This is a genomic window from Limnobaculum allomyrinae (assembly GCF_016649425.1).
In the GTDB taxonomy this organism is placed as follows: domain Bacteria; phylum Pseudomonadota; class Gammaproteobacteria; order Enterobacterales; family Enterobacteriaceae; genus Limnobaculum; species Limnobaculum allomyrinae.
In genome coordinates this window covers 589,966-606,317 of the sequence record NZ_JADRCR010000002.1, presented here as the reverse complement: position 1 = coordinate 606,317, position 16,352 = coordinate 589,966, and the positions used below count along the sequence as shown (strand labels likewise).

Annotated in this window: 15 protein-coding genes; 5 read left to right on the top strand and 10 right to left on the bottom strand. The window is 46.0% G+C overall.

Features of this window, described 5'->3' with window-relative positions; all coding sequences use genetic code 11:
• Positions 1 to 70 precede the first annotated feature (70 nt).
• Positions 71 to 1,060: a signal peptidase I gene (lepB, locus tag I2494_RS06965; protein ID WP_218466359.1), complete on the bottom strand. Its 990-nt coding sequence runs from the start codon at positions 1,058 to 1,060 to the stop codon at positions 71 to 73.
• Positions 1,061 to 1,076: 16 nt separating this feature from the next.
• A complete protein-coding gene (lepA, locus tag I2494_RS06960) occupies positions 1,077 to 2,891 on the bottom strand; it encodes a translation elongation factor 4 (protein WP_218466358.1) in 1,815 nt (604 codons plus the stop codon).
• 383 nt (positions 2,892 to 3,274) lie between these two features.
• Here lepA and bhsA point away from each other — a divergent pair, with 383 nt between their 5' ends.
• Positions 3,275 to 3,535: a multiple stress resistance protein BhsA gene (gene bhsA, locus I2494_RS06955; protein ID WP_218466357.1), complete on the top strand. Its 261-nt coding sequence runs from the start codon at positions 3,275 to 3,277 to the stop codon at positions 3,533 to 3,535.
• 140 nt (positions 3,536 to 3,675) lie between these two features.
• Here the strand turns inward: bhsA and rseC are convergent, their stop codons facing one another.
• From rseC to I2494_RS06930, 5 genes are all read right to left on the bottom strand, one after another.
• Positions 3,676 to 4,131 (bottom strand): SoxR-reducing system protein RseC, encoded by a 456-nt coding sequence (gene rseC / locus I2494_RS06950; RefSeq protein WP_218466356.1) that lies wholly within the window; start codon positions 4,129 to 4,131, stop codon positions 3,676 to 3,678.
• Between the two features lie 9 nt (positions 4,132 to 4,140).
• On the bottom strand, positions 4,141 to 5,091 hold the full coding sequence (rseB, locus tag I2494_RS06945; RefSeq protein ID WP_218466355.1) for a sigma-E factor regulatory protein RseB: 951 nt from the start codon (positions 5,089 to 5,091) through the stop codon (positions 4,141 to 4,143).
• A 3-nt stretch (positions 5,092 to 5,094) separates the two neighbouring features.
• On the bottom strand, positions 5,095 to 5,727 hold the full coding sequence (gene rseA, locus I2494_RS06940; protein WP_218466354.1) for an anti-sigma-E factor RseA: 633 nt from the start codon (positions 5,725 to 5,727) through the stop codon (positions 5,095 to 5,097).
• A 47-nt stretch (positions 5,728 to 5,774) separates the two neighbouring features.
• The gene (gene rpoE / locus I2494_RS06935; RefSeq protein WP_108900045.1) at positions 5,775 to 6,350 is read right to left on the bottom strand and encodes an RNA polymerase sigma factor RpoE; all 576 of its coding nucleotides are present in this window, start codon (positions 6,348 to 6,350) and stop codon (positions 5,775 to 5,777) included.
• Between the two features lie 329 nt (positions 6,351 to 6,679).
• Entirely contained in the window at positions 6,680 to 7,426 is a 747-nt protein-coding gene (locus I2494_RS06930; RefSeq protein ID WP_218466353.1) for a tRNA1(Val) (adenine(37)-N6)-methyltransferase, read from the bottom strand.
• Positions 7,427 to 7,621: 195 nt separating this feature from the next.
• Between I2494_RS06930 and srmB the strand changes: the two genes are divergently transcribed.
• Positions 7,622 to 8,962 (top strand): ATP-dependent RNA helicase SrmB, encoded by a 1,341-nt coding sequence (gene srmB, locus I2494_RS06925; protein WP_218466352.1) that lies wholly within the window; start codon positions 7,622 to 7,624, stop codon positions 8,960 to 8,962.
• 686 nt (positions 8,963 to 9,648) lie between these two features.
• On the opposite strand, the gene grcA is transcribed toward srmB, so the two are convergent.
• Complete coding sequence (gene grcA / locus I2494_RS06920) at positions 9,649 to 10,032, bottom strand: autonomous glycyl radical cofactor GrcA (RefSeq protein ID WP_218466351.1); 384 nt, start codon at positions 10,030 to 10,032, stop codon at positions 9,649 to 9,651.
• Positions 10,033 to 10,420: 388 nt separating this feature from the next.
• On the opposite strand from grcA, the gene ung reads away from it, so the two are divergent.
• Complete coding sequence (gene ung, locus I2494_RS06915; RefSeq protein WP_218466350.1) at positions 10,421 to 11,098, top strand: uracil-DNA glycosylase; 678 nt, start codon at positions 10,421 to 10,423, stop codon at positions 11,096 to 11,098.
• Between the two features lie 69 nt (positions 11,099 to 11,167).
• Here ung and I2494_RS06910 read toward each other — a convergent pair whose 3' ends face one another.
• Complete coding sequence (locus tag I2494_RS06910; protein ID WP_218466349.1) at positions 11,168 to 12,562, bottom strand: cytochrome c peroxidase; 1,395 nt, start codon at positions 12,560 to 12,562, stop codon at positions 11,168 to 11,170.
• Between the two features lie 343 nt (positions 12,563 to 12,905).
• Positions 12,906 to 13,487: a nucleotide exchange factor GrpE gene (gene grpE / locus I2494_RS06905; protein ID WP_218466348.1), complete on the bottom strand. Its 582-nt coding sequence runs from the start codon at positions 13,485 to 13,487 to the stop codon at positions 12,906 to 12,908.
• A gap of 125 nt (positions 13,488 to 13,612) precedes the next feature.
• On the opposite strand from grpE, the gene nadK reads away from it, so the two are divergent.
• Both nadK and recN read left to right on the top strand, forming a co-directional pair.
• Positions 13,613 to 14,494, top strand: coding sequence for an NAD(+) kinase (gene nadK / locus I2494_RS06900; RefSeq protein ID WP_130592069.1), 882 nt, complete (start codon positions 13,613 to 13,615; stop codon positions 14,492 to 14,494).
• Between the two features lie 85 nt (positions 14,495 to 14,579).
• Positions 14,580 to 16,241 (top strand): DNA repair protein RecN, encoded by a 1,662-nt coding sequence (gene recN, locus I2494_RS06895; protein WP_218466347.1) that lies wholly within the window; start codon positions 14,580 to 14,582, stop codon positions 16,239 to 16,241.
• Positions 16,242 to 16,352: the final 111 nt, after the last annotated feature.

Below are 16,352 nucleotides of genomic sequence, written 5' to 3'. Positions count from 1 at the left end.
AAAAAAATCCGGATCTAAGGGGTTATAAATCCGGACTATTCACATCTGAGACAGTATAACTTAGAACGAATTAGTGAATTCCGCCAATACGACTAAAACGTATACCGGTTGGCCACTCACCTTCTTGTTTTTCAAAGCTCATCCAGATCCCTGTTGCTTTACCAACAAAGTTCTCTTCCGGTACAAAACCCCAGAAACGGCTATCCGCACTATTGTCGCGGTTATCACCCATCATGAAGTATTTGCCTTCCGGCACAATCCAGGTATTAACCGGAGCACCAGGTTGTTGATAATAATCACCCGCGCTGTTTGCCACACCAGGAATCATTAACGTCTGATGGAACTCATCGCCCAGTTTTTCGTTACGTTCAACCATATACACACCGCGTAAACCTTCAGCGCGTTCTGCTTCAGTTTTAGTATCAATGAAGCGCGTGGTCATCTGATTAGCACCACCGGCAGAGGGCTCAAAGCCAATAAACCAGCTGCTTTTCTCCAACTCAGAATACTCCAGCTCAGACGCCGGTTTACACTCTTTAGCGGTAGGACAGGCTGGAGTGATAGTTAACTTTTTCGACGTTGGATCAAAATGAACGGTATCTCCCGGCAACCCTACTACACGCTTGATATAATCGATATTCTTATCCAGAGGATATTTAAATACCGCAATATCACCACGCTGTGGAGTACCTGTTTTAATCAGTGTTGTCTGGGTAATAGGATCTTTAATGCCATAGGCATACTTCTCTACCAGAATAAAATCACCGATCAGCAGCGTTGGCATCATGGAACCGGATGGAATTTGAAAAGGCTCATATAAAAAAGAGCGCAGAACAAACACAACCGCCAATACGGGAAACACAGAAACACAGCTTTCAATCCAGCCTGGCTGCCTGGCCACCCTGGCCAGCGCTTTACCATCAATCTTTCCGTCGGTCTCAACCCTGAGAGCTTCGATCTTAATGCGTCGCGCAGGCGCCCACTTAAAGCGGTCCAGACACCAGATGATTCCCGTCACCAGCGTGGCCACAGCTAAAATTAAGGCAAACATATTCGCCATGCGAACTCCTTATTACTTATTTACCAACGTGAAGAATAGCCAGGAACGCTTCCTGAGGAACTTCGACGTTCCCCACTTGCTTCATGCGCTTCTTACCATCTTTCTGTTTCTGCAATAGCTTTTTCTTACGGCTCACGTCGCCGCCGTAACATTTGGCCAATACGTTTTTGCGTAATTGTTTAACCGTGGAGCGGGCAATCACGTGGTTACCAATAGCGGCCTGAATCGCAATATCAAACTGCTGACGCGGAATAAGTTCACGCATTTTTTCTACCAGATCGCGACCGCGGTTTTGTGAATTATCCCGGTGAGTGATCAATGCCAGGGCATCTACCCGATCGCCGTTAATCAGTACATCTACCCGTACCATGTCAGAGGTCTGGAAGCGTTTAAAACCATAATCCAGTGAGGCATAACCACGAGAGGTTGACTTCAATCGGTCAAAGAAGTCCAGAACCACTTCCGCCATCGGAATATCATAACTCAGGGCAACCTGATTGCCGTGATACACCATATTGGTCTGCACACCACGCTTCTCAATACACAGCGTGATGACATTACCCAGAAATTCCTGCGGCAATAACATATGGCACTCCGCGATAGGTTCGCGCAGCTCTTCGATATTGTTCAACGGCGGCAGCTTAGACGGGCTGTCGACATAAACCGTCTCACCCGTGGTAGTGATCACCTCGTATACCACCGTTGGTGCGGTAGTGATCAGATCAAGATCATATTCACGTTCCAGACGTTCCTGAATAATCTCCATATGTAGCAGACCCAGGAAGCCACAGCGGAAGCCAAAGCCCAGCGCCGTTGAGTTTTCTGGTTCATAAAACAGAGAGGCGTCATTCAGGCTTAATTTGCCCAATGCATCACGGAATGCTTCATAATCATCAGAACTGATGGGGAACAGACCCGCATAGACCTGAGGTTTGACTTTTTTAAAGCCCGGCAGCGCTTTTTCTGCTGGCTTATGCGCATTGGTCAGGGTATCCCCCACCGGTGCACCGAGAATATCTTTGATGGCACAAACCACCCAGCCTACTTCGCCGCAGCCTAAGGCTTCGGTATCTATCCGCTTCGGTGTAAAAATACCTAAACGATCCACGCCGTAAGTTTGGCCAGTGCTCATCACTTTAATCTTATCGTTTTTACGCAGTACGCCATTTTTAATTCGTACTAACGACACAACGCCAAGATAGTTATCAAACCATGAATCGATTATCAGCGCCTGTAACGGCTCATCGGCTGAACCTGATGGAGGTGGAATATCGCGAACTAAGCGTTCCAGCACATCAGGTACACCCATACCGGTTTTGGCCGAACAGCGAACAGCATCGGTAGCGTCGATTCCGACAATGTCTTCGATTTCCTGTGCAGCACGATCGGGGTCCGCTGCCGGTAAATCGATCTTATTCAGAACCGGAACCACTTCCAGATCCATTTCAATAGCGGTGTAGCAGTTTGCCAGCGTTTGGGCTTCCACCCCTTGTCCGGCATCAACGACCAGCAGCGCACCTTCACAAGCCGCCAATGAACGTGACACTTCATAAGAGAAGTCAACGTGCCCCGGAGTATCGATAAAGTTCAACTGATAGGTTTGACCATCCTGTGACTTATAATCCAGCGTCACGCTTTGCGCTTTAATGGTAATGCCACGCTCCCGCTCCAGATCCATAGAATCCAGAACCTGTGCCGCCATTTCACGATCGCTCAACCCGCCACAAATTTGAATAATACGGTCGGACAACGTCGACTTACCGTGGTCAATGTGGGCGATGATCGAAAAGTTTCTTATATTCTTATTTGCTATACTTTTATTATCAGTCATTTACCTAGATCCGGCTGATACAGAAACCCACTGATGCAAGGAATATATTGTAAATCCCCACACAGCAAAAATTCACTTAATCTCTAAACTGGCGGACATTCTACACGTCACCATGACTAAAACATAGCAACATACGCTATCAGCTAACCAGTTAACTGCTATCGCGACTCTTTTTTTCCTGACGAATTATCGCTGAAATCAGTCATCGCGTTAAATTACAAAAAATGAAACTTCAAGCATTGAACATCATCTTTCTAAATATTCAAATAAATTGAACAAGTAAATCAATTCTCTCCGCTATTCATTCGGGTCAGTTCATCTAGAATGTGTGTTACCGAAAGACAACAATCTTTCAACATTTTAATTAACTGGAGTTATCTACCATGAAAAGCATCAAATTTATTGCAACTGCCGCTATCCTTACCACATTATCTTTCAGCACTCTTGCTGCTGAACAAGTGACTCGTACTCAAGCAGAAAATTTGGATAAGATTGGCACCGTTTCTGCCAGCGATGCACGCTCTTTATCTGCATTAGAAAGTAAACTGGCAGCTAAAGCCGAAGCGATGGGTGCAAGCCACTATTATGTTAACTCTGCATCTACCAGCGAAAATATCCACGGTACTGCGATCATTTATAAATAAGTCATCTACACTATCGCGTTCTTTTTAACGCTTTCATCATCCCGACTTCCTGAATCAATCACTCCGCCCTGCGGGGTGATTTTTCTATTGTGTTATTGAGAATAGATAAAAACGGGAAGAACGCAGGAATTCTATGAAATTTAATTCCCGGTTTGGCTTACAGAAGGAATGCCAATCTGCAATATGATCGGGTGAACTGATGCATTAGTAGCAAATTTCGCAGCATAAAAACGGGCAATAGCAAAACCAACAACGCCCCCAATAACAGCCCCAATAACTGCGGCAATATCGCTTTCCAGCCAATAATAGAACAGCCCAGAACAGAGCAGTATGCCCAACAGGGGAACCATATACACCAGCAATGCAGATAACAGCACGCCGGACTCAGGGATCCCCAACTCAACGCGCTGTCCTGGTGATAAGGGTTGCTCAACCGGAATTTGCAGATCGTGAATAACCTGAGGCCCGAGCTTGTTTAGTACACGTGTACCACAGGAAGCTTTTGACTGACAGCTACTGCAACCCGCTTGCTGTTCACAGCGTAACGTCGCAATACCCTGCTGCCAGTCGATAACGGTCGCCCACTCACGTAACATTTATCAGCCTTAATTTACCACAACACTGGTAGCTACGCGTTTAGCCGTGGCCGGAGGTAATTCACCAATGACGGTAATTTCTACATTATTGCGGGTTTCAGTATGAATAGTCCGACGTCCCTGACGCAGTGAATGTTCACTTGTCGGTCCCTGATAACTGTTAGGAGATACATTCAGTGAGAAACTGAATAACCCATCGGAATAGAGTCGAGATTCCACCACGCTATTCTTCGAATCAGAAACCGTGTGACGACTGCGTGAGAATTCAGAAAAACCTTGAGGTAACCAACCGGCACTCCAGCGCATGGTTAGTTTATCGCCGGGAGGAACGGCTAACAACGGCGGCATAACCGGCATCGAAAAGTCGGCCATCTTGGCTTTTACACTATCACCATCGCTAAAGGCCACTACGCGAAACTGTTCCAGCGTATCACCATCCCGATCGAGTAAATCGGTACGCAAAGGCAATTTAGTTTCAGTATCTAACCAAACCACGTAGCTATAACGTAATCCATCGCGCGGCACGACCCGTACAACATCACAAATACGATTAGCAATACGTGAACGCCCCACCGGAACAAAATCATAGTTTTGCTCTAAGCGATCAATATCGGCAAACACCAGAGAGGGTAATGAATCAACAATATGGTCACCGCGAATGCTAAAAGGCTCCATGCCCGGTTCAAAGTAACTCACTTCGATACCGCGCAATATTGCCTCCCGCTGAGGTCCGTCCATATTGATTAGCTGAACCAGCGGTTTACCATTTTGTATAGAATGCCTGTACTGCAAAGATTCAATGCCAACTTTGCTAACGTTCACATAAGAGAACTCATAGCTTAAAGTTTGGCTGGCATTGGTCATTTGCTGCAATAAAACTTCTGTAGGGTTTGGTGCGGAAACCGCAGCCAGGGGGAGCCCCCCCAGCAAACTACAAACAATAAACGCGATTGGTTTCATCGACTACTGAGTTAACCCTGTTGACGCAGAATTACTGGTTTTTGCACTGGTATCAGCCCTTGGTGCGATTTTCAGCTGTTCCGCGTGTAAACGTCGTTGTAATTCGTAGTCCTGCAGCATAGCGTTAATACGTTTACGCTGCTCCAGAACCTGTTGATTAGTATTCTGAGCGCCTTCAGTTGCCACATCAAAACTGACCGGGGATGCCTGTCCGCCTAACGGAATGGTATTAAATACCGGAGAATCTGGCGTACTGTCAGTGCCCTGTTGGTTGTACTGCTGAACACCAACAATCACCGCCAAAGATACACAGGCTGCCACACCAATTTGCCCAACCTGAGCAAACCATGGGCGAACTTTATGCCAGAATGGCATCTTCTGCCAGGTTGCCGGATGAGGCTGTGATACCACCGGTTTAGCAACGCCAGATAGTGTTGGCTCCAGCGCCAGTGCAGCTGAGACTTTGTCTGCTATATCGAAATGAACCACTTCGCCAATATCTCCACGTAGAGTATCGCGAATCAGGTGGTAGCGATGCCAACTTTGCTGAAGCGTTCTATCTTGGGACAGTCCATTGATAACTTCATTATCAATGCTTTCTCCATCCATCAGAGCGGAAAGCTTTTCTCTTTGCATGCCTAATACCCTTTCTCTTACAACATCCTGGAAGTCAGATACAAATACTATCGCTGTATCAGTGGTTGTACTTTATTATCAATTGCTTCACGGGCCCGGAATATTCTTGATCTTACTGTTCCTACCGGACAATCCATGATTTCTGCAATTTCTTCATAACTCAAACCATCGATTTCACGCAGGGTGATTGCCATCTTTAAGTCCTCAGGCAATGACTCGATAGTTCCAAAAACGATGCGTCTCAGTTCTTCAGACAACATTAAGTTCTCAGGGTTCGAAATTTCTTTTAATGCACCTGCATTTTCGAAGTTTTCTGCATCACCGGCATCCACATCACTTGAGGGAGGACGGCGCCCCTGAGCCACTAAATAATTTTTCGCGGTATTTACTGCTATTCGGTATAACCAGGTATAAAAAGCGCTGTCACCACGAAAAGACTCCAACGCTCTGTAGGCCTTAATAAAGGATTCCTGCGCCACATCAGCGACATCCGCCTGTGGTACATAGCGGGAAACAAGACCCGCAACTTTATTCTGGTAGCGAACAACCAGAATATTAAATGCGTTTTTATCGCCCTTTTGGACCCGTTCAACCAACACCTGGTCGGTTAACTGCTCGCTCATTCGAGGTAAAGTCTCCTCAACTATCTCGATGCGTTTCGTGCTGCCAAACTTATTTGTTGTCCTAATTTGAGCAAGCAACTTCTTAGAGACGCTGTTGAATGATTAGTTCCCAACATCTCACGCGTAATGATATCGTTAGCTGGTTTTTCAACCAATCTGCCTGTTATTTTGTCGTTCCGGAGCTCCCATCAGGTGCATGGCATCAGGATATTCAGCCAATACGCTTCTGTTTCCGGCCTGATTCGGTGTAGGCTACCATGATTTTCCATTTTCAGCCTCACTCTATACAAAAGATTGCATTAATTCATCACGCAATTTTTATATATTTTTCAGAGAGCAAGATAAAAATCTTTGGCTAACTGTTTAAATGCTTCGGTGTAATCTTTTCTTCCTGGTTGATGCGTCACCAACTTTTGTTCATCACAAATCAGTGGGATTTTGGATAACTCAAGTAGCACTATATAAGGTGCTTTATCTGGTACATCACATACCCATGTGCGACGAGCAACAAACCATCCCATATCCAACGCCTGTTTTTCCAACTGCTCGCCAGAGGCACAGGGTAACATCACTGAGAATCTCCCCTGCGGCGCTAACAGTTTATCAACGTACATCAATAAATTCTGATGACTAAGAATATGGGTATAACGCGCTTTAGCTCTGGACTCGTCACGGCAATCCGTACCCTCCGGAAAATAGGGAGGATTGCTAATGATTAAATCATAGCCGTTATCCGCTATTTCAGCATAATCAGCAATATCCTGATGAAATACCCGAATACGCTGATGCCATGGCGAAGCCTGAACATTCTCTTGCGCCTGCTGGCAAGCAGCCAGATCGATCTCAACTGCATCAATCATAGCCTGCGATTCACTGCGCTGTGCCAACATTAATGCTAATAATCCGGTGCCAGTACCAATATCCAGAATACGCTGACATGAACCCACATTAGTCCAGGTTCCTAAAATAACACCGTCTGTCGTGACCTTCATTCCACATCGGTCGTGACCAACAAAGAATTGCTTAAATGTGAAACCGCCGCGGCGAAGTAAAGGTTTATCCTTGCCCTGTTTCATCGTAACCTGCATAAATAGCCCATACGCTTTTACGGCTAATACGGAGAGTTAGTCTGTATTTTGCCAATAATTTCACCCATCAATAATGTCAGATAAATTCTAACTGAAAACGAAGATAAATGCCTGATGTCAACAATAACAGATGAAGATCCCGCTCAATACATCTATAATCGGCGCCCCAAGCAGAGGTAGACCATGACAGTATTAGACTTTTCCGCACTCGATCTCGACCAGCCGTTGCTGGATGCATTAAGTGATAAGGGCTATGAGCGCCCAACCGCCATTCAAGCCGCGGCTATTCCGGCAGCAATGGATGGACGTGATGTACTGGGTTCCGCACCGACGGGAACCGGTAAAACTGCGGCATTCCTGCTGCCCGCACTTCAGCACCTGCTCGATTATCCGCGCAAAAAGTCCGGCCCTCCGCGCATTCTGATCCTGACACCAACCCGAGAGTTGGCCATGCAGGTAGCAGAACAAGCGCGTGAACTGGCGGCTCATACTCATCTGGACATTGCGACGATTACCGGCGGTGTCGCTTATATGAATCACGCTGAAGTTTTCAGCGAGAATCAAGATATCGTGGTCGCGACTACCGGTCGCCTGCTGCAATATATTAAAGAAGAGAATTTTGACTGTCGTGCGGTAGAAACGCTGATCCTTGATGAAGCAGACCGTATGTTAGATATGGGTTTTGCACAGGACATCGAACGCATTGCCGCCGAAACCCGCTGGCGTAAACAAACTCTGCTGTTTTCCGCAACCCTGGAAGGGGAAGCTATTCGTGATTTCGCCGAGCGTCTGTTAAACGATCCGGTAGAAATTGAAGCTGACCCTTCCCGCCGCGAACGTAAAAAAATTCACCAGTGGTATTATCGTGCTGATGATATTAAACATAAAACCGCCCTGCTTTGTCATTTGCTAAAACAGCCCGATGTACATAAAGCCATTATCTTCGTACGTAAGCGTGAACGTTTACATGAGCTGGTAACCTGGCTCCGTGATGCCGGTATCACCTGTTTCTATCTTGAAGGTGAAATGGTACAGGCAAAACGTAATGAAGCGATTAAACGCCTGCAGGATGGAACTGTTAACGTACTGGTAGCCACCGACGTTGCCGCACGCGGTCTGGATATACTGGACATCAGTCACGTATTCAACTTTGACTTACCGCGTACAGCGGACACCTATCTGCACCGCATTGGCCGTACTGGCCGTGCTGGTAAAAAAGGTATCGCTATTTCTCTGGTGGAATCTCACGACCATCTGTTGCTGGGCAAAATAGAGCGCTATCTTCAGGAACCGCTGAAAATACGCGTAATAGATGAATTACGCCCGACCAGCAAAGCACCGGGCCCAACCAACGGTCGTAAACAATCCAAGAAAGCCAAAGAAAAAGCGGCAGAAAAGAAAAAAGAGAAGAATAAAGAAAAGGTCAAAGTAAAAGTCCGCCATCGGGACAGCAAAAATGTAGGTAAACGACGTAAGCCTGCCAATGAGGCTGCATCTCCGGATACACCTACTGATAAAGCATAATGATATAACGGCTCCCTTCGGAGCCGTTATCTTTTGAAGCCCTTAGCCCTTAGCCCTTAGCCCTTAGCCCTTAGCCCTTAGCCCTTAGCCCTTAGCCCTTAGCCCTTAGCCCTTAGCCCTTAGCCCTTAGCCCTTAGCCCTTAGCCCTTAGCCCTTAGCCCTTCAGGTTAAAGCATCCGAATGTTGCCGAAGGAAACAAAAAAATAGCACGACCCGCAAGGATGCGGGTCGAGGCGCAGCGACGTCGGACAAAATTGCAGGAGCAATTTTGAACAGCACGAAGTGCTGACCCAAAGGGTCGAGCCTCATGGATGAGGCGAGTACTCCGGCTCTGCGCCGGTGCGTCATTTTTTTGCTGACTGAGGTTGCCGCCGCAACGCGGCGGTCAACAGTCGGCTGCGCAGGCGCGGGGAGTGCAGAGGGCCATTCGCCCCAACGCCCCTTTGCTCAACGCAAGCTCCACAGCCAAGACAGACACAACACTTAAAGCGGCGAAACTTACACTGAACCAAACATTCAAACAGCAAGACTATGCAGAGGGCCGTTCGCCCCAATGCACGACACAAACACCACCGCCGAAATAAACACAGCACCCAAAGCGGCAAAACTTACACTGTAACTACCCGCTCAAAAACAATAAAAAAAAGCCGCTGTTTCCAGCGGCCCTTCCAAAAAACAACTACCTACTACAGACTTTCAGTGAAAGTACGAGTAATAACATCACGCTGTTGTTCCGAAGTCAGTGAGTTAAAACGCACTGCATAGCCAGATACACGAATAGTCAGCTGTGGATATTTTTCCGGATTCTTAACGGCATCTTCCAGGGTATCACGGCTCAGTACGTTAACGTTCAGGTGTTGGCCACCTTCAACACGTACAGTTGGTTTAACTTCCATTGGAACTTCACGGTATTCGATTTTGCCCAATTGGCTAACCGGTACAACCTGGTCTTCTGAATAATCAGCTTTTGCACAAACACAACGTGCTTCAGCGGTTTCATCATCCAGCAACCAGAAAGAGTTCAGTAACGTAGAGTTATCAGCTTTAGTAATTTGGATACCAGTAATCATTTGGTGCCTCCATCAGTATTTAAATTTAAGTTCCCCCTAATCTTTTGGGGTAACAATATCGAATTCATTCAGTCGTAACATTAGCGATACAAAACTAACATTATTTTTCATCTTATATATCAGTGATACCGTTGAGATTCTTTGATTAAAATCAATTTTAAAACCACACTCAAAATTACGTTTTGGTCACCTTTTTGTTTTATATCAATTTTTATCGGTTTTTAACATTTAATTATTTTTGTAAATTTTCAACTTTTTTTATAACCGTCGCCAATTCACCATCCAAAAGTGCGATTAAAAGATCATAATCGTCGTCACCTTGCTGTATTATTCAGCGATAACTTTTTCTTAGCGCTTGCTATACCCCTCAAAAGAAAGGAGATCCTTCATGAGCGACAAACTGACATGGCATGATGTTATTGGTCAGGAAAAGCAGCAGCCTTACTTTCAAGACACTCTCAAATTTGTTGCTTGTGAAAGAGCGGCTGGAAAGGTGATCTACCCGCCCCAAAAAGATGTTTTTAATGCGTTCAGCTCAACCGAACTGGCAGACATCAAAGTAGTGATACTGGGTCAGGATCCTTATCATGGCCCCAATCAGGCACACGGCCTGTCGTTTTCGGTATTACCGGGTATTCAACCACCACCATCGCTGGTCAATATGTATAAAGAACTTATGACCGATATTCCCGGTTTTCAACGTCCGAACCATGGTTATTTACAAAGCTGGGCAGAGCAAGGTGTGATGCTGCTCAATACCGTACTCACCGTTGAAGCTGGTAAAGCGCACTCCCATGCCAGTTTGGGCTGGGAAACGTTCACCGATAAGGTGATTGCATCTATCAACGAACATCGTGATGGTGTTGTCTTTATGCTATGGGGTTCTCACGCTCAGAAGAAAGGACGTATTATCGATCGTAAGCGCCATCACGTATTAACTGCGCCTCATCCATCTCCTTTGTCTGCTCATCGTGGTTTTCTTGGCTGTAAACACTTCTCTCAGGCAAATACATTGCTGGAACAACAAGGCCTGACGCCTATCCGCTGGCAATTGGATAACCTCTGATTCTCCATTCGACAGACAAAAAATAACCGCGCTATTTAGCGCGGTTATACATTGTACCTTCAGTCAATATTAAAGCTTGGTCGGTTGGTCCAGCTTATATTCACCGGTTGTAGACTTCAGGAACTCAACGATGTCGTCTACATCTTTCTCTGGCAGATTAACTTCTAACTGATACTTAAGCATCATTTCAACCGCCCCTTTCAGGGTGTCCATACTGCCATCATGCAGATATGGCGCCGTCAGTTCGATGTTTCTCAGCGTTGGTACTTTAAAGCGGTTGCGGTCACGTTCAAAGGTAGTGAAGTTGAAACGACCCTGATCCACTTCAGTAATGCTACCACGAGCAGCGAAGTAGTCTTCTTTCAGACCCATCATTTCAAACGACTGACCACCCAGGTTTTTACCAACGTGACAGGTTCCACACTTGTTATCTTTAAACAGTTGGAAGCCGCGCTTCTGCTGAGCAGTCAATGCACTATCATCACCCTTCATAAAGCGGTCAAATGCACTGTTTGGCGTTACCAGCGTCTTTTCAAACTCTGCAATAGCGTCAGTAATCGTATCAGCAGTGAAACCTTGCGGATAAACTTCGGTAAACGCCGCCGTCAATGCAGGATCCTGAGATAGTTTACCAATGATTTGATCCCAGGATTCTGAGCCCATCTCAATTGGGTTAAGCGGTGGACCACCAGCCTGTTCTTGCAGGTTTTTCGCACGGCCATCCCAGAACTGCTCAACGTTATATACCGAGTTAAATACGGTTGGTGCGTTGATTGGTCCAATTGAACCATTAATCCCTTTTGAGGTAATCAGGTTATCAACACCACCGCCATCCAACTTATGACAAGTTTCACATGAAAGTGAGTTGTCACCGGATAAACGATTATCATGATAAAGGATAGAACCCATTGCCACTTTCTTCGGATCGGTTGGCATAGGTTCTGGTAATGGTTGAACGACTTCGTTCTTAAAGGCCGGACTTACACCTTCAGTCACGTAGTATTTAGAACGCTGCTCTTGTGCCCACGCCAGAATAGCTGCTTTATCTTCTGCCGTTACGCCACCACTCCAGTGCACCGCAGTATAGCGGCCCGGAGGCATGATCTCGTCCTGAATTGCACGTTCAATCTTAGCTAAGTCAGATTCAGGTGCCGCTGTATTATTAACCAGGCTATCCATCGTAGCTTCCAGATTAAAGTGTACATAGCCCATCTTTACATCATATTCCATCAACTGCTTAGCAATCGGGAATGATGCATAGAAAGGCATCTCGGCATTAGCGGTATGACAATATTCACAACCGCGCTGATAGAAAATTTCCCTTACGTGTGCATCACCTTTCGGCGCTGCGGTAGCAATTAAACGCTCGCTTCGCTTAGCGTCATAATTGTAAATATAGGCTGCCGTCCCCAGATAACCGACTATGCCTAAAGCACAAGCTCCTACGATTAGCTTCTTTATCATAGTTCCCTCACATTCTTCTCTGTCTTATTGGAATGTCATGAGAAAATCCTACCTCATGATGAAAATCGCTTGGATTATCTCTGGTAAGGGAAATATCAAATTGATACGGATCAAGTATCACGGGCGGTCTTACCTATCGTTAGAATAGGCTCTAGCTATTAATGGTTATTTGGCAGGAAATATCTGATGAGAAAACAAAAAAGAAGGTAAGAAATAAAACGTAACTCAATGAATAATATAGTAAATATATAAATGTGAGATAAGGTGTAATTTAGACGCTTATCTCACATTAATCATAACGCTAATTATTATCAAGCCTCATTAGCATTAATTTTTATGCTGACTATTTAGAAACAGCCACCATTGCCGGGCGAATCAGACGACCATTTAGGGTATACCCTTTTTGCATCACCATCATTACGTGGTTTGGTGCATGATCGGCAGATTCCATCATCGTCATTGCCTGATGCAACTCAGGGTTGAAAGGAACGTTAACCTCTTCCACCACTTCGACGCCAAATTTACGTACCGCATTCAACAGTGATTTCAGGGTCAGATCCACACCTTCCAACAGCGCAGCAAAGTCCGGATTCTCTTTATCGGCAGAAGCCAGAGCACGTTCCAGGTTATCAATCACCGGAAGCAACTCAATAGAGAATTTTTCCAGAGCAAACTTATGCGCTTTTTCCACATCTTGCTCTGCGCGACGACGCACGTTTTCAACTTCAGCACGAACGCGTAAAATATTCTCACGCTCCTGCTGCTGAGCCTGAGCCAGTTGAGCTTCCAGGTTAGCAATTTGCTCAAAAAATTGCGTGTTTACGACTGACTCTGCGGCTTGTTCTGCGCCTTCCACTTGCTGGTGCTCGTTTAATGTCTCATCCAAGACTTGCTCATTAGGGGTGTTTTGTTCTTTACTACTCATGTAAATCTCCGCAGTTTGGCATTACGCTCACTTGTTCGCTTATATTATGGGGATGAAAATTGACGAATCAAGGAAGTCATTCATATTGTATGGATGCTATTGTCGCATCTGACAGGAAAAATTAAATGAATAATAACAAGTTCAGTTGCATTGGGTTAGTTGGACACCCTCGTCATCCTTCAGCACTCGCGACACACAAGACACTATACCATTGGCTAAAGAGCAACGGTTATACTGTTATTGTAGAGCAACAAATAGCAAACGATCTGAAGTTGGAAGATATGACCACCGGTAGTCTGTCAGAAATCGGGCAACAGGCCGATCTGGCCGTGGTGATCGGCGGTGATGGAAATATGCTAGGAGCTGCCCGGGTTCTCTCTCGCTATGATATTAAAGTCATTGGCGTTAACCGCGGCAATCTCGGTTTTCTTACTGACCTCAATCCGGATAACCTGCATCAGCAACTTTCTGAAGTGCTTGCCGGAGAGTACATCACCGAAAAACGCTTTTTACTGGAAGCACAATTGCATCGTGCCGGTCAGCCAACCCGCCTTAGCACCGCGATTAACGAAGTGGTGCTGCATCCGGGTAAAGTGGCCCATATGATTGAGTTTGAAGTGTATATTGACAACAATTTTGCCTTCTCTCAACGCTCCGATGGCCTGATTATTTCAACGCCTACCGGTTCAACAGCTTACTCGCTGTCCGCCGGAGGCCCTATTTTGACGCCAACGCTGGATGCGATTGCTCTGGTACCGATGTTCCCACACACTCTGACTTCCAGACCGCTGGTTATCAGCAGTAACAGCGTTATTCATCTGAAGTTCTCTCACTACAGTCGTGACCTGGAAATCAGTTGTGACAGCCAGATAGCACTGCCGATTCAAAAAGATGAAGAAGTGATCATCAAACGCAGTGAGGCACATCTGAATCTTATTCACCCTAAAAATTATAGTTACTACAATACATTAAGTACAAAATTGGGGTGGTCAAAAAAATTATTCTGAAAAAACAGTTATCCCTCTTTACTGTATATAAAACCATATTATACTGTATGTAACTACAGTTGTTGAGTTATACAGGAAGATAATCATGCTGGCACAGTTAACCATTAGTAATTTTGCCATTGTTCGCGAACTGGAAATTGATTTTCAGTCAGGTATGACTGCCATTACCGGTGAAACCGGTGCCGGTAAATCTATTGCTATCGATGCATTGGGTTTATGTCTGGGTAGCCGTTCTGAAGCGGCAATGGTACGCAATGGCGCCAATCGGGCCGATATCTGTGCCCGCTTCTCCCTGAAAGATACTCCGGCAGCCCGACAGTGGCTGGAAGATAATCAGTTAGACGATCAGCAAGAGTGCCTGCTGCGCCGGGTAATCAGCGCCGATGGCCGTTCCCGTGGCTTTATTAACGGTACCGCCGTTCCCGTTTCCCAACTGCGTGAACTGGGTCAGCTGTTAATTCAAATTCATGGTCAACATGCTCACCAGCTACTGCTAAAACCTGAACACCAAAAACACTTGCTTGATGCCTATATGCATCAGACTGAACTGGCTAATGAGATGCAACGGGCATATCAATGTTGGCATCAGAGCTGTGCTCAGTTGGCACAATTTCAGCAACAAAGCCTTGAACATGAATCTCGTCAGCAATTATTGCAGTATCAACTGAAAGAATTAAACGAATTTGCCCCTCAGGCTGGCGAATACGAACAAATTGATGAAGAGTACAAACGTCTGGCTAACAGCGGTCAGTTGCTCTCTCTGAGTCAGGATACCTTACAAGTATTGGCTGAAAATGAAGAACAAAACGTACTCAGCCTGCTGAACCACGCTAAACATAGCCTGCAAGAGCTTTCTGCTATTGATGATAAAATGGCCGGCCTGTTGACCATGTTGGAAGAAGCGTCTATTCAGGTTAGCGAAACCAGCGAAGAGCTTCGACACTATGCAGAGCGAATGGATATGGATCCGGTACGTTTGTACGAACTGGAACAGCGCCTGTCCCGTCAATTAGCTTTAGCACGTAAACACCATATTGCACCGGAGCAGTTGCCCGAACTTCACCAGCAACTGTTGGATGAACAGCAACAAATCAACCGTCAGGGCGATGACTACGAAGCGTTGACCGAAGCGGTTGCACAGCATCATAAACAGGCTCTGGAAGTGGCTAAACGCCTGCATGTACAACGTGCTCACTACGCGGCTGAGCTTTCTACCATGATCACTGACAGTATGCACTCACTGGCCATGCCACACGGTCAATTGGTTATTGATGTGGAATGGCAGCCAGAGCATCTGAATATGGAAGGCGCGGATCGGGTTGATTTCCGGGTCAGTACTAACCCGGGGCAACCGCTACAAGGTTTATCTAAAGTGGCTTCCGGCGGTGAACTGTCACGTATTGCTCTGGCGGTTCAAGTGATCACCGCACAGAAAATGGATACTCCGGCGTTAATATTCGATGAAGTGGATGTCGGTATCAGCGGACCAACCGCCGCTATCGTTGGCAAACTGCTGCGTCAGTTAGGTGAATCTACTCAGGTTATGTGCGTCACGCACTTACCGCAGGTTGCCGGTAATGGTCACCAGCACTTCTATGTCAGCAAGCAAACCGATGGGGAAGAGACTGAAACTCAAATGCTACTGCTGGACAAAAACGCCCGTTTACAAGAGTTGGCTCGTTTATTGGGCGGTAGTGAAATCACCCGTAACACTCTGGCCAACGCCAAAGAACTTCTGGCCGCCTGATAGCAATCAGATGGTTGAATAATCGTTAAGTGATAGTAAGCACCGATAAAAAGAGCCGCATTAACAACAAAAGTTTTAATGCGGCTCAACTTTTTGTGATAATTGAGGTCG